Consider the following 24,344-nt stretch of genomic DNA (forward strand, 5'->3'; position numbering starts at 1 on the left):
GGGCTTTTTTTTTGAAAGTGAATGGCTTTAGAAGATTTTGAATCCAACAGAAAGAATCCACTGATTAAGGCGGTTGTCAGTATCAAAACCAGCAACCTGTTGGGTTACACTACTCAAGCCGCCTTCATATTTTAGGTCGATAAAAAGATTGCCTATATCCACCCCGGCACCAGCTTGATATCCTATACTAGCCTCTTTAAAGTTGACATCATTTACCGTTCCGGCCGCATTTTCCAAATTGGAATTCACATTGAATGAAGCAATCGGTCCTGCTTGTAGCCGGATTAATTTGAACATCTTAACTCCCAGCATTACAGGTAAATCGATGCGGTTAAAATCTGCCCGGTAGCTTTCAGTGCCATTATTCCCTTGAAGATTGAGCTTAAATTCCCCGCTTGTTTGAGTGAAGAGTAATTCAGGCTGCACGTAAAAACCAGCTCCTCCAAGTCTTGCAAAAATCCCTAAATGATACCCGGTAGTAGATCCATCTGGAATGAATTGCTGAGATTCAAAATCCACCTTTGAACTACTGAGTCCAGCTTTAATCCCGAATCCTGAGTTTTGACTGAAGGCAGGAAGACTAAGACCTGCCAATAAAATAATGACAAATAGCTTTTTCATAATGGTATTGAGGTTTAATGATCAAACGAAAAGACTTGATCAACCGTACAATTCCATTGCCAAAAAATCAATTCAAGTCATGAAGTGCTTTTTCCTTCGCGATATGATGAAGGTCTGAAAAGTTTAATGGTTTTGGCACAAGAGAATCAAATGGTATAGAAGATATTTTTCGGTAGTAACCCACATCTCCTGAGGTAAAGCCTACTACAGGTATCTTATTCGTTCGACCGTTTTCTTTTACTTTTGCCAAAAGTTCTACCCCGTCCATCTCCGGCATTTGGATATCTGTAAGGATTACATGGAAATCCGAATTCTCACTCAAAATCTCAAGGGCCTCTTTACCGTTTTGGGCGGTCACGACGATATCCTGCGAAGTTTCAAAAATTCGCTTTAAGATTAAAAGATGCATCAAATCATCATCGACAAGAAGGACCCGCATTTTTTTATATTTGAAATGATCATTCAATATTATGAAATAATCGTTCCAAACTTTTACTCCAGCTCGAATTTTTTAAAAATAAAAAAAGCTGCCTTGTGAAAGACAGCTTTTCAATAGTATGATTTAATAAGATTTTTAAGCAGCCTGAGGTGCTCCAAACAATCCTACCATGTTCAAAATCAATAGAATAATCACAATTGGACAAACCCATTTGATGAAGAAAACCCAGCCTGTACGATAGATTCCCTTAAAACCTGGAGAACCCAACGCTAATTCGTCAGCGAACTTTCCAATTTTCTGCGCCCATCCAGTGTAAAGAGAAAGCATCAAACAAATTACAATTACTGCGAATGTACCGAAGATAAAGTCCATTGCTCCGAAGAATCCTTCAATCGGATTGCTCAAGAAGTTGAATCGAATCTCAGCAAAGAAATTACCCTTAATTGAGGAAAGTGCAGAAGGTACAGACATCAACATCGCTGCAATACCTACAGTCCAAGTAGCTTTGGTACGGTTCCACTTTCTGTCATCAATCAAGTAAGAAACAGGAACCTCAAGCATCGAGATTGTAGAAGTCAAAGCAGCTACCATTAGCAATAAAAAGAATAGTGCACCAATGATGCTTCCGCCTGGCATGGCATCAAATACCCTTGGCAAAACGTCGAATACAAGTGCTGGTCCAGCTGCTGGATCTTTCCCTGGAAGAAGGGCAAACAATGCAGGAAACACCATCAAACCTCCCAAAAGGGCCACCATGGTATCCATTCCAGCAATCCAACCAGAGGACTGAATAATATTGGAGTCTTTTGGTAAGTAAGAACCGAAAGTAATCATCAATCCCCAACCAACAGACATGGAAAAGAAAGCTTGTCCCAAAGCTTGTAATACTACAGTACCGTTGATTTTAGAGAAATCAGGATTTAAGTAGTATTGAATACCTGCTTCTGCACCTTCAAGAGTGACAGAGCGTCCAGCGATGAAAATGATAATGATAAAGAGGATAGGCATTAGAAACTTAGCTGCCTTCTCAATACCACCGGAAATACCACCCAATACAATCAAAATTGTAATGAGGATAAACAAGAATGTCAGCGGGATAACGTAAAGAGGAGTCTGTACAAACTCTTCAAAATTCACAGGAATATTGATAATTTCTGTAACGATATATCCAACTGTCCAGCCTGCAATTACTGAATAGTAGCTAAAAACAAAAAAGCAGACCATCACACAAAGTACGCCTGCTAATTGCCAGAATTTATTTCCTCCCGTATCACGAATCGCTCCAATGGGGTTTTTACCCGATTTTCTACCTAGTGCGATCTCATTAAATAGAAGAGGTAAACCAATGAAGAGCACGCAGATGAGATAAACAAAAACAAAGGCTCCACCTCCATTTTCACCTGTCAAATAAGGGAATCTCCAAATATTCCCAAGGCCGACTGCCGACCCTGCTGCTGCCATGATAAAGCCTAGGCTTGAACCAAATTGTCCCCTCGATTCGGGGTTTGCACTTACTGCCATAGATGATGCGATTGTTAAATTTTTGGGAAATAACGCTTTTTAAGAGCGGGCTAAGATAATTTGTTTTGCCAAAATACCAATTGCCGCTCGGAAAGTTTTCGGCTCGTATCCAAGCTCTTTTTGGGCTTTTTTGATTACAAAACCTGTTTTTAAGGGGCGTTTGGCTGGCTGGGTAAACTTCGTGCTATCCGTTTCCTGAATCAAGCTTTGATCCAAATCAAAATAGTCTGCTACTTCTAAGGCCATTTGATATGGAGTCAATAAATCTGGACCAGAAATATTAAATACCCCTTCGGCACCCTTTTGAGCAATCAAGAAACAGCCCATCGCTAGATCTTCTGCCAAAGTAGGAGTACGAAACTGGTCATTGACTACCTGAATGGTCTTTCCTTGCTCCAGACTTTCCTTCACCCACAGCACAATATTACTTCTACTCAAACCGGGTGAGATTCCAAAAACTAAGACTGTTCGTGCTATTGCCCATTTTAGGCCCGATTTTTTTACGAGCTCCTCTGCCTCCAGCTTTGTCTGACCATAATAATTGACCGGAGCTGCTTCCTCTTCTTCGGTCAATAATTCTTTCTCTCCGGAGAAAATAAAATCTGTCGATACGAAAATAAAATGCGGGCTAAAGGACTGGGAAGCATCAAGAAGATATTTTGTCGCCAAGACATTAGCGCTGTAACAAGCCTCCTGGTTTTGCTCACAAATATCGACATGAGTCATGGCAGCACCATGAATAATAATATCAGGCCGAATTTCTTCAAGGATTTTGGTGAAAGTATCCTTGTCTTCCAGATCACAGGAAACATACTTCACCGCTCTATCCCCAAGACGGGATGACCCTCGTCCAGAAGCAATGAGCTCATAGTCTTGATGATTATCCAGCAAGTCTATGAGCTTCTGCCCCAGAAGACCATTTGCTCCCGTTAAAAATATCCGCTTTTTATTTTTCATTTTGATACACATAACCAAACTCCCGCTCGATTTGAGATCGGGACATGGATTCGACTTTGACGGTCATATATACAGGATTCACAGGCCTATCTCGAGAAGCTCTCGGCTCTTGAGCAATCTTCTCAGCGACATCGATTCCTGAAATCACCTCACCGAATACCGTATACTCCCCATCCAGGTGTGGCGTTCCTCCCACAGTGGTGTAAGCTTGAATTTGCTCTGCTGACATATCCTTGGTCAATTTCATATTCAGCGACTGTTCAATCTCGTCCCGCTTTGATAAAATCACCTGGGTAAGGGAATCAAATTCCTCCTGCTCATAAAGCTGATTGTATAGCATGCGTAGGGAATCCTGACTTTGAAGTTGCACATACTGCATAAAAGCTGCCTGAAGCTTAGGCATATCAGTCGTAAGCTCTAATTCCGTATATTCCTCGCCAAGGACAATGTAAAACTGTGAACCACTAGATCTACGTTCAGGATTGATATTGTTCCCTTGTCTGGCAGCGGCGATCATTCCTTTTTTGTGAAAATGATGGGGCAATATCTCAGCTGGCAATGTCGGCCACTCCTCTGCTGGCATTTCTTCCTTGCTAAAAACATCCCCACCCTGCACCATGAAATCAGGAATCACTCTGTGAAACTCGGTGGAATCAAAGCGTCCTGATTCAGCCAAATCAAGGAAATTCGACTTGTGAACCGGAGTATCATCAAATAGCACAGCCACGATTTCACCATGCCTTGTGTCTATTCGGATGACTTGTTCCTTCTGACCTGCGCAGCCAATCATTACGAATACAACCAGCGCAATACCAAGTAATGATTTTAAACTCATTGATTTAAATTGGATTTTATCTCTTCTAAAATTTCTTTTCCTCCTGCTGCAAAAACTTGCGCTGCGAGCTTTTCTCCAAGGCCTTCAGGATCAGTAACTGCCCCCTCTACCTCGAAGAAAATTCTTTTTTGCCCATCCAAACTGACAATCCCTCCTTTGAGTGTCAATCCGTCCTCTTTATGGCCAGCCAAAGCAAAAACAGGAATGCTACAACCCCCTTCTAAAACCCTCAAATAAGCTCTTTCCGCCCTCAACTTTTGGGATGTCTCGGGATGATCACAAGTGGCGATTATTTTTTCCTTTAGAAATGGATCAAGATTAGTAGATGCTTCGATCGCGACGGAGCCCTGCCCCACAGCCGGAATAAATTTGTCCAGTGACAAATTATCAGCAATCATCTCATCATACCCCATCCGATGAACTCCGGCATAGGCTAAAAGTAGGGCATCACACAAACCCTCTTCCATCTTTCGGATGCGGGTTTGGAGGTTGCCTCGAACTTCTACTGTTTTGACATGGGGATAAAAATGCTTCAAGGTAGCCACTCGGCGAGTAGATGATGTACCCAGAAGGAGAGGCTTGGACGAATCGTCCAGATCAATGGATTTTTTGTGAGAAAGAATCACATCGTGGGGAAGCTCTCGCTCGGTAAATGCGATGATTTCGAAACCTTCCGGAAGGGAAGATTGCATATCCTTTGCAGAATGAACTGCAATATCTATTCGTCCATCTTGTAGTTGATCTTCAAGCTCTTGGGTAAAAACCCCCTTGCTTCCAATTTTTGAAATGGAGACATCCAATATCTGGTCTCCTTTGGTATCGATGATGACAATCTCGGCTTCTAGCCCACCTTGCTCCAATAAATCCTGAACATGGTATGCCTGCCAAAGCGCCAGTTTGCTCCCTCTCGTCCCTATTTTTATTTTTGTCATTGATCTGCACTACGTTTTGGAGAATTTTTCAGTACTCCTTCCTCTATAAATTTGATAATTGCCCCGGCGACATCTACACCTGTAGCCTTTTCAATCCCTTCTAGTCCGGGAGAACTATTCACTTCCAAAATCAAGGGACCCCGGTCTGACTGCAGCATATCAACTCCCGCTACGTCAAGTCCTAGCGCTTTAGCAGCTCCCAAAGCCGCTGCTCGTTCAGCCCGGGAAAGTTTGATCACGGTAGCTTTCCCTCCACGATGTAAATTGGAGCGAAACTCACCCTCAGCTCCTTGTCGCTTCATTGCCCCGACGACTTTACCATTAACTACGAAAGCCCGGATGTCAGCTCCTTTAGCTTCTTTGATAAATTCCTGGACAATAATTCTAGCCCTAAGTCCATGAAAAGCCTCGATGACAGACTGCCCGGCCTTTTTGGTTTCAGCCAAGACTACTCCGAGCCCTTGAGTTCCTTCCAATAGTTTGATGATCAAAGGAGCTCCTCCCACATGCTCAATGATTTGCTTTTCTCCTCCTTTGGAAAAATTAGTGAATGCCGTCTTAGGCATACCCAAACCTGCTCTGGAAAGAATCTGAAGGCTACGCAACTTATCTCTACTTCGGACAATTGCCTGGGAATTATTAGCAGAAAATGCTCCCATCAGCTCAAACTGACGAACCACGGCAGTACCATAAAAAGTAACAGACGCGCCAATCCTGGGAATAATAGCATCAATATCAGTAAGACTTTGGCCTTTAAAAATGATCGAAGGGCCTTCCTGCTCGATGATCAGATCACAAATACTATGATCGACTACGGCCGCCTCATGGCCTGCAGCTTTGACAGCCTCCACAAGTCTGCGCGTAGAATACAAGTTACTGTTTCGGGATAGTATGGCGATCTTCATGAATTAATTGATTTTTGGTTTTTGGAAAGATTGATGGAATCTACATCGACCAAAAATCTCCCTTTTAAAATTTTACGCCCGAGCAAGATGGCGTTTTTCATTTTGGACCGATCAGTCAGGGTAAACTCAGCCTGAAACTTCTTTCCTCCAAGCTCCAACTCAGTCTCAATCAAATATCGGATTTCTGCCTGCCCGAATGAATTTTTAACTTTCTTTTCTCTGAAGTTTTCAAAAACGACTTCCTCTCCCGTGAATTTTTTATGCCCCGGCATCAAAACCTGAAACACGAGCACCTCTTTTCCTTCTTTCTCCTCCAATCGGATATGCTCCGCATGTAGCGCGCTCGTGTAGGCCCCTGTATCAACTTTGGCCCAGACAGAATCTAGCCCCAAGCCAGGCAAGCTGATGCGCTCTTTTCGTCCGATGATGGTTTTAGGCTGCTTTGACATTGCGATACATTAAGAGAAGGACCTGCAAAGAGAGATCAGTAAATATCAACTTCGCATTTCCATTTCTATTTAGATGATAGATGGCTGTATTAAATTTCTCATACAAAAGAGCAGCTGAGTCGGCATCAATTACAGACGCACTAATCTTTTGGATAAAATCCCGGTCCTCACCTTGGGTACGCAAAAGCTTTTCGGCATTGGCATTTTGAAGCAAAATCTCCCGCACGACATTCAGGCCTGTTTGTAACAAGGACATTTGATAGTCAAGGTTGGATTTACTGAATTCATCAGCTCGCTGAAATAAAGCAGCAAACTTTCGTGTCATACAAAGTCTAAACCAGTCCCGGATCCAAATCACCTGCTTATCTTCCACCTGATCGACCATTCGCACAGCCGTACGAATATTGCCATCAGCTATCATTGCTACTTGACGTGCCACTTCTTCGCTACATCCTTGCGAGGCGATCAAATAATCCTGTATCTCCTGATCGGTGAAAGAGCGAATGTTAATTTTTTGGGTTCGAGATAAAATAGTCGTCAACAACTGATCCGGCTGGGAAGTAATTAGCATAAAAAACGTCCCGGGTTGCGGTTCTTCCAAGATCTTCAATAATGCATTGGAAGCCTCTGTATTGAGATGCTCCACAGCCCAAATCATCATAATCTTATAGCTTCCCTCGAAGGACGAGAGGGAAAGAGATTGGATGACTTCTCTTGCAGCGGCTACTGAGATATTGAGCTTTTTCTTTTCAAATTTATTCAGCTGAATAAAGTCGTGAATATTCGCATAGGGCGTTTTGGAAGCAAACTCACGAAAATTGGCTAAGAGTTGAGCATTGATCTGATCTGCTCTTTTCTGCTCCTCTTTGGTCAGCGCTACTCGAGGGAAAACGAAATTAAAGTCAGGAAGAACCAATCGGGCCATTCGCTGACAGTTGGAGCAAGTGCCACAGGAATCGGTTTCTGTTGGATTCTCGCAGTACAGGTAAGTGGCAAGAGCCAATGGCATAGTCAGTGATGCCGAGCCTTCCGGCCCATGGAAAAGCAGGGCATGCGCCAGATGGTTATTTTTAACCGCCTGTACAAGCCTGGTCTTGGTATCTTCTAGTCCGGGAATTTGAGCAAACTGCATGCAAATGAGGTATTATATTATTTTTCCCAAATTCTGTAGTTCTTGCTGAAATCAAAAACTTTCTGAAGCATTTCTTGGTCTTTTTCCCCAAGCTCAACTTTTCTGCGCTGCATGACGGCTTGGGCAGTTTGGAGAAATTTTGGAAACTGGAAGGTAGAAAAACCTGCTGCTCCACCCCAGGCGAATGAAGGGATGAAATTTCTTGGAAAACCATCTCCAAAGATATTTGCTCCTACCCCCACAACAGTCCCTGTATTAAACATGGTATTGATCCCACATTTGGAATGGTCTCCCATCATCAATCCACAAAACTGCAACCCGGTATTGGTAAATCCTCCTCGGATATAATCCCAAAGTTTGACAGGAGCGTAGTTGTTTTTCAAGTTGCTTGTATTCGTATCCGCTCCTAAGTTACACCACTCACCGATGACCGAATTTCCCAAAAAGCCCTCGTGGCCTTTATTGGAATACCCAAAAATCACCGAATTGGAAACCTCACCTCCTACTTTGGAATGAGGGCCTATTGTGGTATCTCCCCGGAGTTTTGCACCCATATTCACCGTAGAGCCTTCACAAAGGGCAAAAGGTCCACGAATCAGAGAACCTTCTTGGATTTCTGTATTCTTTCCGATATAGATCGGTCCTCCCTCAGCATTCAAAATAGATGCCCTAATGACGGCCCCTTCTTCGATGAAAATATTTTCAGGAGAATAGACTTTGGTGTGAGGGTCTGTGATGGCTTGACTTTTTCGGTCCTTAGTCAAAAGCTCAAAATCCCGTCGAATTTCTCTGCCATTAAACTGGAAAATCTCCCAACTCTTTTGAATCATGACAGGCTCAAAATCAAGCTGGACAGCTTGCTTTTTTGATACCAGACCTAGATTTTTTTCAGTTTCACCGATATAGCTAGCTACGAGGGTTTTCCCAAAATACAGCGCCTGTCCATCACTTAACTTGCCAAATTCCTCCCATAATTCTGGTGTGGGAATAAGTGCTCCGTTTACAGCTAAATGAGCGCCAGCTTGACGAGGAAAAAGGTCCTGCAGATAGTCTTGGGTCAAAAAAGAAGGGGTAGAACCTGAGAACTGCGCCCATTTTTCGGATATTTTCAAAATACCTACTCTGATATCAGCGATGGGACGGGTAAAAGTGAAAGGTAGCAGCGCCCCACGAATCGAAGGGTCATCAAACAAAAGGATGTTTTCCATGAGGCAAAAATAAAAAAGTCTCCCAGAAACTTTGCTCTGGAAGACTTTTTAGCAGAAGGATATTGAAGCTTACTTCTTGTATCTTCTGTTGAATTTCTCTACTCGACCAGCAGTATCCAAAAGCATCTTCTTTCCGGTGTAGAAAGGGTGAGACTGAGAACTTACCTCTATTTTGTATAGGGGATATTCATTACCATCTTCCCAAACGATTGTCTCGCTGGTTTCGATAGTGGACTGGGTCAAGAATTTAAACTCAGAAGAAGTGTCATAAAAGACTACTGGTCTGTAGTTTGGATGAATATCTTTTTTCATATTTTCAGTGTTTTTGTCGGCGCTTGCTCAAATGAGGCACAAAGTTACCCTTTTTGTAAAAAGAGACAAAATCTTTGCTAAAAATAATCTGATCATCAGACTTTTTTTAGCAGAAATTGCCCTTACGGCAACTGAGTAGAATACAAAACTACTATTTTTCGATTTAAACAGCCCATAAAGGGCTCACTATTTAAATATCAGCCCTACATGAAGCAGCTCTTTTCTTGGGATAAATCTATATCAACTCTAATCATCGTCCTTTTCTCTAGTGTTTTCGCTTTGGACAGCTTGGCACAAGGAAGTTACATCCCTTTTGAGCGGGACTACTATCACCGATTTGAGCGATACGAAATTCTCCAAGGGTACAACAATCCCTTTTTTCAGACAGGCTACAAACCCATACGAAGGGATAAACTGGCCCTATTTTTAGACAGCCTCGCTCAGGACCCGGTCATCCAAACTGCTTCGGATCGATTCAACCTCTCCTATCTCGCTCAGGATAATTGGGAATTTGTAAATCAAGAGACTCCTGATTCCAAGAAACCTTTTCTCAAAAAGCTTTACCGACGTCCTGGAGACTTTGCCCATTCCTACTCGGAGGACTTTGATATTCATCTCAGCCCAGTTATTTATTTGGCCGGAGGCATGGAAAATGACTACGAGGATCGCCCGGCTCAACTCAGCCGTGGATTTGTAGTACGTGGAGCGATTGATAAAAAAGTGAGCTTTTTCACCTACCTCACGACTACTGAATTGTTTTTCCCAAGTTGGGTAAAAGACTATGCTGAATACCGAGGAGCCGTCCCTGGTGAAGGTTTTTGGAAAGAATACAATTCAAGCGGATACAGCTTTTTCTCAGCTAGAGGACATGTCAACTTTCACCTGACCAAAAGCATTCAGGCGCAGGTTGGACATGATCGCAATTTCATTGGTGAGGGATATCGCTCCTTTCTGCTTTCCGATTTTTCAAACCCCTACATGTTTGTCAAAATCAATACACGGTTTGGAAGATTTCAGCTGACTAATCTCTGGACCCAGATGACCGCAGATGTGATTTTTGACAGAGGAAGACCCACAGACGGACGCTATCCCCAGAAGTATTTCTCTATGCATCGATTGGGAGTCGATATCGGCAAAAAACTGAATCTCGGTTTCTTTGAGTCTGTCATGACGGATAAGGTCAATTTCAATTACTTCAACCCCATTGTCTTCTTTCGCTGGGTAGAGCAGCAGCTCGGAACACCCGACAAAGTGATGCTAGGGATGGATGCGAAATGGAATTTCCGACCTGGAATGCAACTCTACGGTCAGTTTGCGCTGGATGAGTTTGTATTCAATGAATTCTTCGGAATAGATGGTAAAGGCTCAAAAAGAAATAAGTACGGCGTCCAAGCAGGTTATAAATACATCAATGTATTGGGTCTATCAAACTTAGACCTTCAGCTAGAATTCAACACCGCTAGGCCTTATACCTTTCAGGAAAAATTTGACTATCAATCTTTCACCAACTGGCGGACTCCACTGACTCACCCCCTAGGCGCCAATTTCAAGGAGTTTTTGGGCATACTTCGATATCAACCCATTCCGAAACTACAGCTAACTTTTCTTGGTAACTACCAACTGTACGGCACAGACCCTGATCAGGAGACGAACTGGGGAGGAGATATCCTGAAAAACAGGCTGGAAGGAAGTCCGACAGGCCTTTTTGGAAATGTGACTGGACAAGGAATCGAGAATAAGGTAATCCAAACAAATCTGGTGGCTAGCTACATGCTCAAGCATAATCTCTTTGTGGATGCCACACATATATTCCGAAGACGAACAGCACAAGATCTCGATGCCCCTGATAATTCCCAAGTCATTCAGTTGGGTTTACGATGGAATTTCATTCGTCCGGAATATAACTTTTGAGTTTGAAGAGCTTTCCTGGAATCACGATTCTGACCATCCAAGTGGAAAGCTCCTCACTAAATTTGCGTAACTTGCAGGCCAAAATTGGCTTGTTTACTTCATGAAGACCCATCTAAGGATCCTGTCCTATGCCAGACCCTATGGCAAGTTCGTTCCTGCTTATATTCTTTACACCTTACTGTCCATTATTTTTGGCTTAGTCAATTTCACCCTTCTCAAGCCACTTTTTGATGTGATTTTTGATCAAGTTTCGGCAGATAAGCTTGATCAGTTTCGGGAAGCTCCTTCCTTTGAATTAAGTCTTTCCTATTTCTCTGGGCTGTTCAATCATTATTTTATTCAGGCTCAGGAAAGCTATGGCAAAGTGGGTACACTAGCCTTTGTCTGCATAGTAATTGTATTTTCCGTCTTTTTGGCCAACCTCTTCACTTACCTATCAGGGGTAGTTTTGGCTAAAGTTCGGGCAAAAGTCATCAAGGGAATGCGCACCGATATTTTCCAGAGAGTGAGTGGGCTTCACTTGGGTTATTTTTCTGATGAGCGAAAGGGTGATTTGATGTCCAAAATGACGAATGACGTGCAGGAGGTTGAAAACACCATTGTACAGTCTCTTCGGGTAGTTTTCCGTGAACCTGCTACGATCATCCTCTATTTCGCGGTTCTATTTTTCATGTCAGTCAAATTGACCATTTTCACCATTTTATTGATTCCTATCTCAGGGGCAATCATTGGAGGCATCACCCGAAGACTAAAAAAACGAGCTGTAGAAAGTCAACAGAGTTTAGGACGAATCGTCAATATTTTGGATGAAACGCTGGGTGGCATGCGGGTCATCAAGGCCTTCAATGCGGAGCGTTTTATGTTTGGGAAATTTGACGAAGAAACCGATCAATATGCGGCAGTCAATATTAACATGGCTCGTAAAAACGAGCTTGCTTCTCCCATTTCTCAATTTTTGGGAGTGACCGTAGTGGCAGGCATACTGGTCTATGGAGGAAGCTTGGTTCTCAGTGGTGAATCCAGCCTGGATGCAGCAGAATTTATCACCTACATTATCATTTTCACGCAAGTACTCAATCCGGCAAAGGAAATTTCCCGGGCTGTTTCAAGCATACAGCGAGGTATTGCTTCGGCAGAGCGGATATTCGAAGTAGTGGATACACAGCCAAAAATCCAATCCAAAGCAAAAGCCGAGAAACTTCAGGGCTTTCAGGACAGAATTTCTTTTCAGCATGTCAGCTTTTCCTATGGGGATAAGCGAGTGCTAAGTGATATAGATTTTGATTTAGAAAAAGGAAAGACCATTGCATTGGTTGGTCCTTCGGGAGGGGGTAAATCCACTTTAGCTGATTTGGTTCCAAGATTCTATGATCCCAGTGAGGGAAAAATCCTGATCGACGGAGTCAATCTCCAAGACCTCGACTTGCAATCTCTTCGAAAACAAATGGGTATTGTGACCCAAGAATCGATACTTTTCAACGATACCGTATTCAACAATATCGCCTTTGGGCTGGAGGGAGTGACAGAGGAAGCCGTCATCGAAGCAGCTAAAATTGCCAATGCTCATGATTTTATCCTCAAAATGGAAAATGGCTATCAAAGCAGCATTGGAGAGCGAGGCGGCAAACTTTCCGGAGGACAGCGACAACGCCTCAGCATTGCCCGAGCAGTCCTCAAAAACCCACCTATTTTGATTCTGGATGAGGCTACTTCAGCTTTGGATTCTGAATCCGAAAAACTGGTTCAGGAGGCCCTAACCCAATTAATGAAAAACCGGACTACCTTGGTCATTGCACATCGACTAAGCACTATTCAGCATGCCGATGAAATTTTGGTCATTGAGCAAGGAAAAATCATACAGCGGGGAAGCCACCAAGACTTGATTCAGGAGCAGGGCTTGTACCAAAAGCTTTCCAGTATTCAGTCCGTTTAGTATATTCGAATGATTTAATATTTATACCCATGCAAAAATTTCACAGGATTCTTCAGATTATTCTCCTTGTCTATTTTGTAGGCATTTTGATCTTTTTCATTGCATTCGACACCATGGGAAACCTCGTGGGTATTGCAGAGGTCACTTCCAATTCGGTCGTCAAAATCATGCTCACTGGCTTGGTCCTTTTCTTGATTTCGTGGTTGATAGGAAAAGCTGTAAAATCCTCCCTAAATGGAAAAATCAAAAAAATGGAGTCTGAAATGAATTCCTTAAAAGCCAAAATTTACGATTTTGAGCATCCCAAGACAATGGACAAACCCAAGAAGGAGACACCACAAAAACCTTCAGAAGGAGATTCTGGGTCAATTCCTCCAAGACAAAATTTTACCGAAGATTAACGGTTTCAATCCGAAACCTGTATATTAAGGAAACCAAAAACGGTTTCCTTTTTTATTATGGTAGCAAAAACTTTTGGCAGTGCGGTATCGGGAGTTGATGCCAATCTCATCACAATAGAAGTCAATGTCGGACAAGGTACCAGTTTCTACATGGTGGGACTACCCGACTCGGCGGTCAAGGAATCTCAGCAGCGGGTGGAATCCGCGCTGAAGTACTTCGGATTTCGAATGCCGAGGCAGAAGGTGGTCATCAATCTAGCCCCTGCCGACATTCGGAAAGAAGGCTCAGCCTACGACCTTCCGATCGCCATGGGAATCTTGCAAGCTTCAGAGCAAGTGGAATTTCCTGAGCTAGATCGCTATGTCATCATGGGTGAGCTATCCTTAGATGGTAATCTCAGACCAATCAAAGGCGTACTACCTATCGCCATCGAAGCCCGAAAGCGCGGATTCAAGGGTTTTATCCTTCCCCTCGAAAATGCAAAGGAGGCTTCCATTGTCAATAATTTGGATATCATAGGAGTAGAGACCCTTCAACAGGCCGCTGATTTTTTGATGGGGGATTTGGAGATCGAACCCTTAGTTACCGATACACGGGAGATTTTCTATCACTCCTTAGATGATGTGGAGTTTGACTTTGCGGATGTGCAAGGCCAGGAAAATATCAAGCGAGCCATGGAAATCGCCGCAGCGGGTGGCCATAATGTGATCATGATCGGCCCTCCTGGAGCGGGAAAAACTATGCTTGCCAAACGGCTTCCTTCTATTCTACCTCCACTCTCGCTGCAGGAAGCCTTGGAAGCTACAAAAATCCACTCAGTAGCTGGAAAGCTTGGAAAAAACGCATCACTGCTTGCCAATCGACCCTTCCGGAGTCCCCACCATACTATTTCAGACGTTGCTTTAGTTGGCGGCGGAGGGAACCCCCAACCCGGAGAAATCTCCCTAGCGCATAATGGTGTGCTGTTTCTGGATGAACTCCCGGAATTCAAACGGACAGTCCTCGAGGTGATGCGACAACCCTTGGAAGAACGGAAAGTCACCATCTCTCGAGCTAAAGTTTCGGTAGACTATCCAGCCAACTTTATGCTGATCGCCAGTATGAACCCCTGCCCTTGTGGCTACTACAACCATCCCGAAAAGGAATGCGTCTGTGGCCCCGGGATCGTGCAACGCTACCTCAATAAGGTGAGTGGTCCCCTACTCGACCGAATCGATCTACATGTGGAAGTCACTCCAGTGAAATTTGACGAGATGACCTCCACGCGAAAAGCAGAGTCCAGCAAAGCTATCCGTGAGCGAGTGATTCAGGGTCGAGAAAGACAAAAAGAACGCTTCCAAAACAATCCCGAAGTCTACTGCAATGCCATGATGCCTTCACATATGGTCAAGGAAGTTTGCCAAATCCATGAAGCTGGAAAAGCCCTGCTGAAAACCGCCATGGAGCGGTTGGGACTTTCTGCCCGTGCCTATGACCGCATCCTGAAAGTTGCCCGGACCATAGCCGATATTGCCGACAGCAAGGACATCAAAGTAGAACACCTAGCCGAGGCCATTCAATACCGAAGCTTAGATCGTGAAGGTTGGGCGGGGTGATTTCTTATGAGTAAATGATGAATATTCCATCGAAACAAGAAATAGAAAACCAAATTCATACTGTCAGAGGACAGCAGGTGATGCTGGATAGTGACTTGGCAGTCTTGTATGGAACAGAAACAAAATTCATTAATCGTGCAGTCAAAAGAAACCAAGAGCGTTTTCCAGTAGCATTTGCTTTTCAATTATCAGAAAAAGAGTGGTCCAACTTGAAGTTCCAAATTGGAACCTCAACTTCTCACGGAGGCAGAAGAACTGTGCCAACAGTATTCACAGAGCAAGGTATCGCCATGCTTTCAGCCGTTCTCAAAACAGAAACAGCGATCCAAGTGAGTATCCAGATCATACAGGCATTTGTGGAAATGCGCAGATTTTTGGGACAAAACGCGACCCTGTTTCAACGACTGGACCAATTGGAAATCAAGCAGATTGAGAATGATAAAAAGTTTGATCAATTGTTCCATGCCTTGGAAAAGAACCAGCTTAGTCCGGAAAAAGGGATTTTTTTCAACGGACAGATTTTTGACGCCTATGTATTTCTGGCAAAACTGATAAAAAAACCAAAAGAGGAAATCATCATTATTGACAATTACCTCGATGAGTCTGTTTTGATCCTATTGAGTAAATGCTCTCCAGGGGTATCAATTACCTTTTATACCAAGGAAGTTAGCAATAAGCTCAAGCTGGATTTTGAAAAATTCACACAGCAATATCCTAATGCAAGTCTGAAATTATTTTCAAAAAGTCACGATCGTTTTATAATTATAGACAAGTCAGAGCTTTACCACTTTGGAGCTTCACTAAAAGACCTTGGGAAAAAGTGGTTTGCTTTTTCTAGAATGGATGATTTTACAGATATCCTAATGAATGAATTAGAAAGAGAGTTATAAAAAATGTTTATTTCTAGAACCAATCGATTGGAGATTAGACCTATAAGGGTGGGCAAGGTAAATAATGATGAATATTAAAATTAAAAAATGAAAGAAATTCCAAAGTTTCACGAAACATTCAATCCCATTTTGGATATACTCAAAGATGGAAAACCTGTTCATCATAGAGATCTAATCAAATCGGTCATTCAAAAATACTATTCGGATCTTCCGAAAGACTTATTAGAGGAAAAAACCAAAAGCGGAGAAATTTTAATTGAAAACAGAATAGCTTGGGGTAAGTCTTATTTGAAAAAAGGAGGTTACATACATTATCCAAAAAGAGGGATCGTTCAAATTTCAGAGAAGGGACTTAATCAAATCGGAGATTTAAAACTAAAAGACCTAGAATCAGAAAGTGGTCTTTTTGACTTCTATTCGGAGGAAAAGTCCAAGGGGATTTCAAAAGAAACAGAAATTAAATCTTCAACTCCACAGGATTTAATAGATCGAGGAATTGCAGAATTAGAAAACCAAGTGAAATCAGAGCTTTTAGAAAAGTTAAAGGCTATAGATCCTTATTATTTTGAAAAGGTTGTCCTCAAACTTTTCAAGAAAATGGGGTATGGAGACTTTTTAGAAACCCCAAAATCTGGTGATGGCGGCATTGATGGAATAATCAACGAAGACAAATTAGGGCTTGATAAAATTTACATCCAGGCCAAAAGATTCGATTCCAATAAAGTAAGAGAAAAAGACATTCGGAATTTTATTGGAGCCATGAGTGGGGATACATCAAAAGGCATTTTCGTTACCACTTCTGAATTTGATAAGGGAGCAATCGACAAAGCAAAGTTTGCTCATCACAATATAATCTTAATTGATGGGGAAAGACTGGTGACCTTAATGCATGAATATGAAGTGGGGGTACAAATAAAATCAACCTACACGGTTAAAGAACTTGATGAAGATTTTTTCGAAGGCCAATAAAACTCCATAATGCCCCACTCTAACGAATTTTTTTCCAAGGAATTTATCCTAAAACTTTACCGAGAGCTTCGGGATGCAGATACGGAAACCAAAATCCAGTTCACGTTGGATTATATTGATACTGTCAAAGCAGACTATCCCCTTGAGCTAGTCGAGTACATGACAAAGACTCAACTTGCAAATATCTATTTTGACCAAGAGGAGTATAAAAAGGCTCTACCCCTCCTAGAAGAAATCAATGCTCAGGATGCCCCAAAGGATACCGCAGGAAAACACCTTTACATCCTGCTACTTATCCGGACAAATCGACTACTTAGGAATTTAAACACGGCATTCTCTCACTTGGAGCAAAATCTCCTGCCTGAAAAAAACCAAGAAGAGGGTTTTGATACTTTAGACTTATTAAAAGAGTATGTAGATCTTTGCCATGATGCAGATTGGGAATTTGATCCGAGATTTCAGGATAAAATTGATTTTGTCGTGGAAAGTTTGGGATTTGAAGAAAAGGACCTCAAACCTCTTGAAATGATTGACTTTTTAGACAAAACGAATTTAGAATGGAACGTACGCATGGGTAAAATCATTCTAAAAAAAGATATTGCAGGAGAGGAAAAAACCCAATTATTCGAAGATTTTCTGATGGAATGTCCAATCAGGTGGTATAGAGATTATGTAAAAGACATGATCAATCACTACAGAAGTCGAAATCAGAATTGATTTTGTAAAAGAGTCATACAACAGCCCTGATTCATTCTGCACAAACTTTTATTATTCAGAAATCTTTGCTGTAGATCTCCTTTTCCAAAAATTCACCCAAATCGACATCCCAAGTGCCAAAAGGGTAAAGGCTAGGGTACCCATATCCACCCACTCTTGATTGGGCTGCCAGTTTAGAAGACGTTCCAAAAGATAGCTGATATATGAATTGGGCAGTCCTTCAGTACCCATTCTTTCCAATACTTGCCAATGCCAGTCAGTCAGCGGACAATAACCCCAACCGTACCAAATCCCCAGAAAACCCCAAGAAAGTAGCGTGAGGCTAATCGTAATGAGGTGGGCTTTTCTGGTTTTTCTCCATACCCAACCAAAAAGATTAAAAAGGATAAGTACCGAATGAAAAATGACAAAAAACCAATCTGCCAGAATTAGTGAAGTACTCATAATTGGTATCAAAATGGTCATTTTCCGGATTTTTCAATTCAAAAGAAGAAATAGATTTACTTTCAGATTTACGAAATATTCAAAGTGTTAAGTTTCTAAATCCCTTCTCAAATTACAGCTTTGCTTGTGATATTAAATCTATTGGTAATATTGAAGCATGAAATCAAGCTTTTCTACCAGAAGCTGGGATTAAGCCAAGCATAGTTTGAGGCAGGTTATCTGGAAGAAAAACCGAATTATTAAAAAATGAAAAAGACAATTTTCCTTCTAATTCTAATAGCAATAACTTCCCATCTTTCCCTAGCTCAAGAAAAAACGGCAATTCTCTGTGGTAAACTGATTACAGCAAGCAATGATCAGGTTTTAAACAATCAAGTTATTTTGATCGAGGGAGAGCGAATCGTAGCGGTCGGAGATCAAAGTCTACTCAGTGAGGAATACACTTTAATTGACCTTTCGGAATACACGGTTTTACCCGGACTCATTGATGCTCATGTACATCCTTTGATTTATGGCAGCGCCTATCAAACCAATTTCCTAAAAGGCTCTTCAGCATTTAATGCACTTCGTGGACTCAAAACAGTTCAAACCTGGCTCAAAGAAGGTTGGACAACCTTGCGTATAGCCGGAGATGCGGATGTGCAATATGCGCATTTGGAAATTCGGGATGCTATCAATCAAGGGATGTTTGAAGGTCCCCGGATTTACGGTGCAGGACACTACCTATCCATTACAGGTGGTGGTGGAGATATCAATAATTTTTCTCCAGAGCAAAAACTCATTGCGGACGGGCTAGTCGTGGATGGTGTGGATGAAGTTCGGAAAGCTGTTCGCCAGGAACTAAAAAACGGCAGCGATTGGATCAAAGTACTGGTGACAGGAGCATTCATGTCTGCAGGCGACAATCCACAAAACGTACATTTCAGTGAAGAAGAACTTCAAACAGTCATTCAGGAAGCCGAAAGACGTGGAGTTCCTGTCATGGCTCATGCCCATTCTACCGAAGGGATCAATATGGCTATCCGGATGGGAGTTCGGTCTATTGAGCATGGTACATTTCTATCCGATGAAAGTATTGACCTATTTCTTGAGCATGGGACTTACTTGATTCCTACGATTTACATCGGAGAGTATGCCGTGAACAATTGGGATGGTGATCCTGCCCAAGCCAAAAGTGTCGCTCTCCATAAAAAGTATCAGGAACCCACCAATCGTATGTATAAAAAAGCGATTGAACGGGGAGTGAAAATTGGAATTGGCTCAGACAATGTGGGATTCCCTCCCAATTTTGCAGCCAACGAATTTGGAGAATTGGTCAAATTGGGTATGTCACCCATGAAAGCAATTCAAGCGGGTACCCGTGTCAATGCTGAATTATTAGGCAAAGACCAGGAGATCGGTACGATTGAATCCGGGAAGTTTGCTGATATTATCGCGACAAAGGATAACCCTCTTGATGATATCTATGAATTGACAAGAGTGAAATTCGTGATGAAGGGAGGAAAGGTTATTTTGTCTGATGAATAATAGGCTCCCAAATTATCCTAGCTCATAAAACGACTACTTTCTAGTCGTTTTTTTAGAAAACGCTTCAAAAAAGCAAGGATAATAAAACCAATACCAGCCAATACCGCCTGAAGCCCTAGGAACACACTGACTCCGACAGCTCCTTTACCGATATCAAAAACCATCATAACTCCTCCAATGACTGCTATCAATCCCAGTCCAAAAATAACCCATCCAAAACTGATTGCTTCTTTTAAGCTCCAACCTTGAATAGCCAGAAATGCTCCGGTAGAAAACAGCCATAGCCCAAAGAAGATGGTGATTAGTTTCATAGTGGCCACTAGGTTTGCCAGCATCAGTACAGCCAGAATAGCTGTCAACACACTCCAAAAAAGGGACTGATTTTCTCTTTCTTCTTTTGGTGCAAAAAAGTAGCCCAAAAGCCCTGTAGTTCCTGCTACTAATGTCAAAATCCCCAACCAAAAGGAAAGACCTGCCAACATATCAGTTGGATGACGCATCACATAAATCCCTAGGATCACAAAAAGAAGCCCCTGAATTAGGATTACCCACCATTTTTTAAAAATTGATTTCATCACGATTTTATAGTTAAATGAATATTTAAACAAGAAAATTGAGCTATAGGAGAAGATCCTGGCCAAACAATACTAATCCTCTCAAAATAAATCTACAAAAACTTCTTTCAGAAAAGAATTTTCTCTCTTAAAATTTCATTCTACTGAATATCTGACTCTTTTTTTCCTAAATTAACCAAAGTGAATTTCATGACCGTTTGAAAAAATCATTAAACCTTGAGTCGCTGGAAAGGTTATTTTACCATAACAAAAATCATAAAGAATCAAATCTTACATTAAATCCAAAATTGAAATGATAAAGAAAGCTCTCACACTGTTTTTAATAGTTTTCTCATTTTATGCACAAGGTCAAGACATCGTTAAAACTGATCGATCTCAAGTAGAAATCAATCCAATTTTGCATGGTTCGTTGGCTTTAGAATATAATGATTTGACCATCTTCGTTGACCCTTATGGAGGAGCGGAGCGATTTGAGTCTTTTGGTCCCGCCGATCTGGTATTGATCACAGATATCCATGGTGACCACCTCAATCAGGAAACGCTGGATGGTCTAGATCTTTCTCAAGCTACTATAGTTGCCCCGCAGGCAGTCGCGGCGCAACTTCCTGCTGAGAAATATAAAAGTATCGTAGTGATCGGCAATGGAGAGATGAAAAGCATTTTGGGACATAATGTGGAAGCTATTCCCATGTACAATCTACCAGAGACAGCCGATAGCCGCCATCCAAAAGGACGAGGCAATGGCTATATTGTAGAGCTAGATGGTAAAAAATTCTATTTCTCAGGAGATACAGAGGATATTCCCGAAATGAGATCTTTGGAAGGGATCGATGTTGCCTTTGTATGCATGAACCTTCCTTACACCATGGATGTGGATCAGGCTGCTAGTGCCGTATCGGACTTTAAGCCCAAAGTCGTTTATCCTTACCATTATCGGGGTACAGGAGGTCTGGCAGATGTTGAGAAGTTTAGATCTCTTGTCAATTCGACCGCCCCTGGAGTAGATGTAAGATTGAGAAATTGGTATCCAGAGAATTAAATTACACCGAACAAACCTTAATGGAAATCCTCCTCCGCTATCTACACTTCATCTCCGTCATAACCCTTTCAGGAACTTTGATTGCCGAGTTTTTTCTTTTGAAGAGTTCTTTAGAGAAAAAAGAGATTCGTCTCCTAGGCCAAATTGATGCAGTCTATGGCATTTCTGCCCTGATTCTGCTTGGTGTAGGCCTGACGCTTTGGCTTGGTGGATATGGAAAACCCACTGAGTTCTATAGCGAAAATCCAACCTTCCACCTCAAGCTTGGCCTTTTTGTATTGATCGGCCTGATCTCAATCTATCCGACAGTTTTTTTCATCAAAAATGGAAAAGGAGATGCCACTGACATCGTAAAAATCCCATCCTTGGTTCATTGGTCTTTGAGGGCAGAGCTGATTCTGCTGGCATTAATCCCACTTTTTGCTGGGCTAATGGCAAAAGGAATCAGAATATTCTAATCCCCAAAACACATCCCCATTCCTTTGGCTGCCTGAACCAAAGTACCGGATGGATCTACCACGTTGTAGGTACTAATCGCTTCCTTGATCGGAGCTGAGGAAAAGTCATTATTTCGAAGCACGACCAATTGACCGAATTTTCCATCCAAAACCAATTCCATCGCTTTCACTCCAAAAACAGAGGCAATCACTCTGTCAAAAGCGACTGGAGTGCCTCCACGCTGAATATGTCCTAGAATTGTCTCACGGATATCTGCTTCCAAGCCTGCATCTTTGAGCTGCTGACTGAGTGTAAAAGCAACTCCACCTAATTTAACTGCCTGACGCCCCTCCTCGCCTTTCGTGGAGGTGATCGTCCCATCTTTGGCATATGCGCCTTCAGCGATGACAATATTGACAAATCCACGTCCATCATCATAGCGGGACTTGATTCGATCAATCACCTTTTCTAAGTCGTAAGGAATCTCCGGTATGAGGCAAATTTCAGCTCCTCCGGAAAGTGCTGTGTAGAGGGCAATCCAACCAGCATTTCGACCCATCACTTCCATAATCATCACCCGATGATGACTTGCAGCCGTGGTCACCAACCGGTCCAAAGAATCTGAGGCTACCTGTACAGCTGTCTGAAAACCAAAAGTAAAATCAGTGGAAGACAGATCATTATCAATCGTCTTTGGTACACCTACTACTGGTATGCCTTGCTCAAATAGCGCTTGGGAAATTTCCTGGGAACCATCCCCTCCAATATTTATTACGGCATCAAACCCTTGATCCTTGATTTTCTGAATCAATAAAGGGAGACGGTTCTCAATTTCAATGGTTCCATCTGCTTTTTTGACCGGAAATCGTATTGGGTTGCCTTTATTGGTAGTACCGATTAGGGTGCCACCTTGTACATGGATTCCAGCGGTATTGGATTCATTTAGCTGCATCAACCTCGGAGGATCTTCCATCAGCCCGTTGAAAGCCTCAAAACTTCCCCAAACCTGCCATTCACCAGTCTTTGCTGCTCTTTTGGTGATTCCTCGGATCACTGCATTCAATCCCGGACAGTCTCCACCGCCAGTTGTAATCAATACCTTTTTCATGTGTTTATAATATGCTTTTCAATTGTCACAACCTGTCCCGTGACAAAGGAAACGGGATGGAATCCCTGCCTGCTGCAGGCAGGTCGCTTGGTAAATAATTATTCCAGTGTGTGACTTTTTAGTCATGCTCGATTTCAAATTCTTGTGGTAATAGGTTTCTCTTGCAAAAAGAAGAAATCAAGAGTAAAAACCAACTTAAAACTCCATCAATAAGGTACAAAAACTCAAGTATCAAAGATATACTCAGCACCCTCACGACACATCTCCACCGAAAAATCGAGTTCCTTCCCTGCTAGCCTTTCAGCGAGTATCTCATCCAACCGGGAGTCTGTATTATTGGGTTCATGATGAAAAATCCCCAAATGCTTCACTTTACACATGCTTGCAAACTCAATGGTATCCTGAACAGCACTATGCCCCCAACCAGCTTTCTCCTCATACTCAGCTATGGTGTAGGCACCGTCATGAAGCAACAAGTCTGCTTTTTTGGCAATCTCATACCCACTGGTCCATTCTGGATCATTCGGAAAATCGTTTGACCCCAAGCGAACCTCATGGTCAGGAATGTAAGCCAGGACAGTATCCCCATGACTGATTCTAAATCCTAAAGTAGGCCCTGGATGACAGACAAATTCTGAATGAATAGCAAAACTCCCAATTTGGATTTGATCGTCAGAAAGCTCGTGAATAATGGGATGATTGGGTAAATCTCCCAATCTCACTGGGAAAAGCGGCGGTGAAAAGTATTTTCGAAGTCTTTGGAGAAGTGGTGTATCAGAGGTACTTGGTCCCCACAAATGCACCTCTACGTTTGGATTGTACAAAGGCAAGAAGAAACCTAGCCCCATCGTATGATCAATATGTAAATGGGTAAGAAAAATATGAATCTGCCGAACATCTTGATCTAAAAACCTCCCTAATCGCTGAATACCTGATCCCGCATCTAAAACCAAACAAGTCTCTCCATCCGAAACCTGCACACAGGATGTATTCCCTCCGTAAAAATTATTCTCTGGACCTGGCGCAGGAAGGGAACCACGACAACCCCAGATTTTGACTTTCATCATTCATCAAGGGTCCAAAAGATTGCCATTGCTCCTAGAAAGCGGTCAGGTCTTGCGATAATGGGAAATGCGGTGACTTGAATATGTTCATCTCTCCCCTGCATATTCTTAATAAAGAAGCTACCAGAAGTAGGTTTTTTGGTTTGAAGTGTTTGCACAAGCGGAAGACCTTCAGGAGAGATGAGTTCTCCTTTTTCATTGTATGGAGTAAAAATGGTAGCCCATTCTTCTACCCGCATTCCTCCTGTCTCCCCAAATTTCAACCCAAAAACAGTCTCAGCCGATTCATTGTAAAACAATAAGTTCCCCTCTGTATCAACAAGAAAAGCAGGTAAGGAAATCGTATCAATGAATTGTCGACCCAAAATCAACTCCAAAGGTTGTGCTGGCATATCAGTAGAACATTGTCCAAAATCAATTA

Annotated in this window: 26 protein-coding genes; 10 read left to right on the forward strand and 16 right to left on the reverse strand. The window is 42.3% G+C overall.

The window, feature by feature from the left end; genetic code table 11:
- Positions 1–27 precede the first annotated feature (27 nt).
- From CDH51_RS19205 to CDH51_RS19255, 11 genes are all read right to left on the reverse strand, one after another.
- Positions 28–621 (reverse strand): porin family protein, encoded by a 594-nt coding sequence (locus CDH51_RS19205; RefSeq protein ID WP_100630199.1) that lies wholly within the window; start codon positions 619–621, stop codon positions 28–30.
- 67 nt (positions 622–688) lie between these two features.
- Complete coding sequence (locus tag CDH51_RS19210) at positions 689–1,060, reverse strand: response regulator (protein ID WP_100630200.1); 372 nt, start codon at positions 1,058–1,060, stop codon at positions 689–691.
- 135 nt (positions 1,061–1,195) lie between these two features.
- Positions 1,196–2,581, reverse strand: a complete 1,386-nt coding sequence (locus CDH51_RS19215) for a sodium-dependent transporter (RefSeq protein WP_100630201.1) — start codon at positions 2,579–2,581, stop codon at positions 1,196–1,198.
- A 39-nt stretch (positions 2,582–2,620) separates the two neighbouring features.
- A complete protein-coding gene (locus CDH51_RS19220; protein ID WP_100630202.1) occupies positions 2,621–3,538 on the reverse strand; it encodes an SDR family oxidoreductase in 918 nt (305 codons plus the stop codon).
- On the reverse strand, positions 3,528–4,373 hold the full coding sequence (locus CDH51_RS19225) for a peptidylprolyl isomerase (protein WP_100630203.1): 846 nt from the start codon (positions 4,371–4,373) through the stop codon (positions 3,528–3,530). The genes CDH51_RS19220 and CDH51_RS19225 overlap by 11 nt, the downstream gene beginning before the upstream one ends.
- On the reverse strand, positions 4,370–5,305 hold the full coding sequence (gene hemC, locus CDH51_RS19230) for a hydroxymethylbilane synthase (protein WP_100630204.1): 936 nt from the start codon (positions 5,303–5,305) through the stop codon (positions 4,370–4,372). Before hemC ends, CDH51_RS19225 begins: the two co-directional genes overlap by 4 nt.
- Positions 5,302–6,210, reverse strand: a complete 909-nt coding sequence (rimK, locus tag CDH51_RS19235) for a 30S ribosomal protein S6--L-glutamate ligase (RefSeq protein WP_100630205.1) — start codon at positions 6,208–6,210, stop codon at positions 5,302–5,304. Before rimK ends, hemC begins: the two co-directional genes overlap by 4 nt.
- On the reverse strand, positions 6,207–6,659 hold the full coding sequence (locus CDH51_RS19240; protein WP_100630206.1) for an ATP-dependent zinc protease family protein: 453 nt from the start codon (positions 6,657–6,659) through the stop codon (positions 6,207–6,209). Before CDH51_RS19240 ends, rimK begins: the two co-directional genes overlap by 4 nt.
- The gene (locus CDH51_RS19245) at positions 6,643–7,791 is read right to left on the reverse strand and encodes a DNA polymerase III subunit (RefSeq protein ID WP_100630207.1); all 1,149 of its coding nucleotides are present in this window, start codon (positions 7,789–7,791) and stop codon (positions 6,643–6,645) included. Before CDH51_RS19245 ends, CDH51_RS19240 begins: the two co-directional genes overlap by 17 nt.
- 17 nt (positions 7,792–7,808) lie before the next feature.
- A complete protein-coding gene (locus CDH51_RS19250) occupies positions 7,809–8,999 on the reverse strand; it encodes a GlmU family protein (RefSeq protein WP_100630208.1) in 1,191 nt (396 codons plus the stop codon).
- Positions 9,000–9,068: 69 nt separating this feature from the next.
- Positions 9,069–9,311 carry a type B 50S ribosomal protein L31 gene (locus CDH51_RS19255; protein WP_100630209.1) on the reverse strand — a complete coding sequence of 81 codons (243 nt, stop codon included), beginning with the start codon at positions 9,309–9,311 and terminating at the stop codon, positions 9,069–9,071.
- Between the two features lie 207 nt (positions 9,312–9,518).
- Here CDH51_RS19255 and CDH51_RS19260 point away from each other — a divergent pair, with 207 nt between their 5' ends.
- From CDH51_RS19260 to CDH51_RS19290, 7 genes are all read left to right on the forward strand, one after another.
- Positions 9,519–11,222 carry a hypothetical protein gene (locus tag CDH51_RS19260; RefSeq protein ID WP_232724866.1) on the forward strand — a complete coding sequence of 568 codons (1,704 nt, stop codon included), beginning with the start codon at positions 9,519–9,521 and terminating at the stop codon, positions 11,220–11,222.
- A 100-nt stretch (positions 11,223–11,322) separates the two neighbouring features.
- On the forward strand, positions 11,323–13,155 hold the full coding sequence (locus CDH51_RS19265) for an ABC transporter ATP-binding protein (protein ID WP_100630210.1): 1,833 nt from the start codon (positions 11,323–11,325) through the stop codon (positions 13,153–13,155).
- 29 nt (positions 13,156–13,184) lie between these two features.
- The gene (locus tag CDH51_RS19270) at positions 13,185–13,556 is read left to right on the forward strand and encodes a hypothetical protein (protein ID WP_100630211.1); all 372 of its coding nucleotides are present in this window, start codon (positions 13,185–13,187) and stop codon (positions 13,554–13,556) included.
- 57 nt (positions 13,557–13,613) lie between these two features.
- Positions 13,614–15,152: a YifB family Mg chelatase-like AAA ATPase gene (locus tag CDH51_RS19275; RefSeq protein WP_100630212.1), complete on the forward strand. Its 1,539-nt coding sequence runs from the start codon at positions 13,614–13,616 to the stop codon at positions 15,150–15,152.
- A gap of 14 nt (positions 15,153–15,166) precedes the next feature.
- On the forward strand, positions 15,167–16,042 hold the full coding sequence (locus tag CDH51_RS19280) for an ORF6N domain-containing protein (protein ID WP_100630213.1): 876 nt from the start codon (positions 15,167–15,169) through the stop codon (positions 16,040–16,042).
- 87 nt (positions 16,043–16,129) lie between these two features.
- Positions 16,130–17,011 carry a restriction endonuclease gene (locus CDH51_RS19285; RefSeq protein WP_100630214.1) on the forward strand — a complete coding sequence of 294 codons (882 nt, stop codon included), beginning with the start codon at positions 16,130–16,132 and terminating at the stop codon, positions 17,009–17,011.
- Between the two features lie 9 nt (positions 17,012–17,020).
- Complete coding sequence (locus CDH51_RS19290; protein WP_100630215.1) at positions 17,021–17,728, forward strand: hypothetical protein; 708 nt, start codon at positions 17,021–17,023, stop codon at positions 17,726–17,728.
- A 51-nt stretch (positions 17,729–17,779) separates the two neighbouring features.
- Here the strand turns inward: CDH51_RS19290 and CDH51_RS19295 are convergent, their stop codons facing one another.
- Entirely contained in the window at positions 17,780–18,172 is a 393-nt protein-coding gene (locus tag CDH51_RS19295) for a DUF2784 domain-containing protein (protein ID WP_232724867.1), read from the reverse strand.
- Between the two features lie 246 nt (positions 18,173–18,418).
- Here CDH51_RS19295 and CDH51_RS19300 point away from each other — a divergent pair, with 246 nt between their 5' ends.
- Positions 18,419–19,699, forward strand: a complete 1,281-nt coding sequence (locus tag CDH51_RS19300) for a metal-dependent hydrolase family protein (RefSeq protein WP_100630217.1) — start codon at positions 18,419–18,421, stop codon at positions 19,697–19,699.
- A gap of 17 nt (positions 19,700–19,716) precedes the next feature.
- Here the strand turns inward: CDH51_RS19300 and CDH51_RS19305 are convergent, their stop codons facing one another.
- Positions 19,717–20,274, reverse strand: coding sequence for an HdeD family acid-resistance protein (locus CDH51_RS19305; protein WP_100630218.1), 558 nt, complete (start codon positions 20,272–20,274; stop codon positions 19,717–19,719).
- Positions 20,275–20,566: 292 nt separating this feature from the next.
- Here CDH51_RS19305 and CDH51_RS19310 point away from each other — a divergent pair, with 292 nt between their 5' ends.
- The gene (locus CDH51_RS19310; protein WP_100630219.1) at positions 20,567–21,313 is read left to right on the forward strand and encodes an MBL fold metallo-hydrolase; all 747 of its coding nucleotides are present in this window, start codon (positions 20,567–20,569) and stop codon (positions 21,311–21,313) included.
- A gap of 20 nt (positions 21,314–21,333) precedes the next feature.
- On the forward strand, positions 21,334–21,771 hold the full coding sequence (locus CDH51_RS19315; RefSeq protein WP_100630249.1) for a DUF2214 family protein: 438 nt from the start codon (positions 21,334–21,336) through the stop codon (positions 21,769–21,771).
- On the opposite strand, the gene CDH51_RS19320 is transcribed toward CDH51_RS19315, so the two are convergent.
- The 3 genes from CDH51_RS19320 to CDH51_RS19330 form a co-directional block, all read right to left on the reverse strand.
- A complete protein-coding gene (locus tag CDH51_RS19320) occupies positions 21,768–22,859 on the reverse strand; it encodes a 6-phosphofructokinase (RefSeq protein WP_100630220.1) in 1,092 nt (363 codons plus the stop codon). The two genes, CDH51_RS19315 and CDH51_RS19320, sit on opposite strands and share 4 nt — an antisense overlap.
- 224 nt (positions 22,860–23,083) lie before the next feature.
- A complete protein-coding gene (locus CDH51_RS19325) occupies positions 23,084–23,926 on the reverse strand; it encodes an MBL fold metallo-hydrolase (protein WP_100630221.1) in 843 nt (280 codons plus the stop codon).
- The gene (locus tag CDH51_RS19330) at positions 23,923–24,315 is read right to left on the reverse strand and encodes a PAS domain-containing protein (protein ID WP_026946877.1); all 393 of its coding nucleotides are present in this window, start codon (positions 24,313–24,315) and stop codon (positions 23,923–23,925) included. The genes CDH51_RS19325 and CDH51_RS19330 overlap by 4 nt, the downstream gene beginning before the upstream one ends.
- Positions 24,316–24,344 lie beyond the last annotated feature (29 nt).

Source organism: Algoriphagus formosus (assembly GCF_002807035.1).
GTDB classification, from domain to species: Bacteria; Bacteroidota; Bacteroidia; order Cytophagales; family Cyclobacteriaceae; genus Algoriphagus; species Algoriphagus formosus.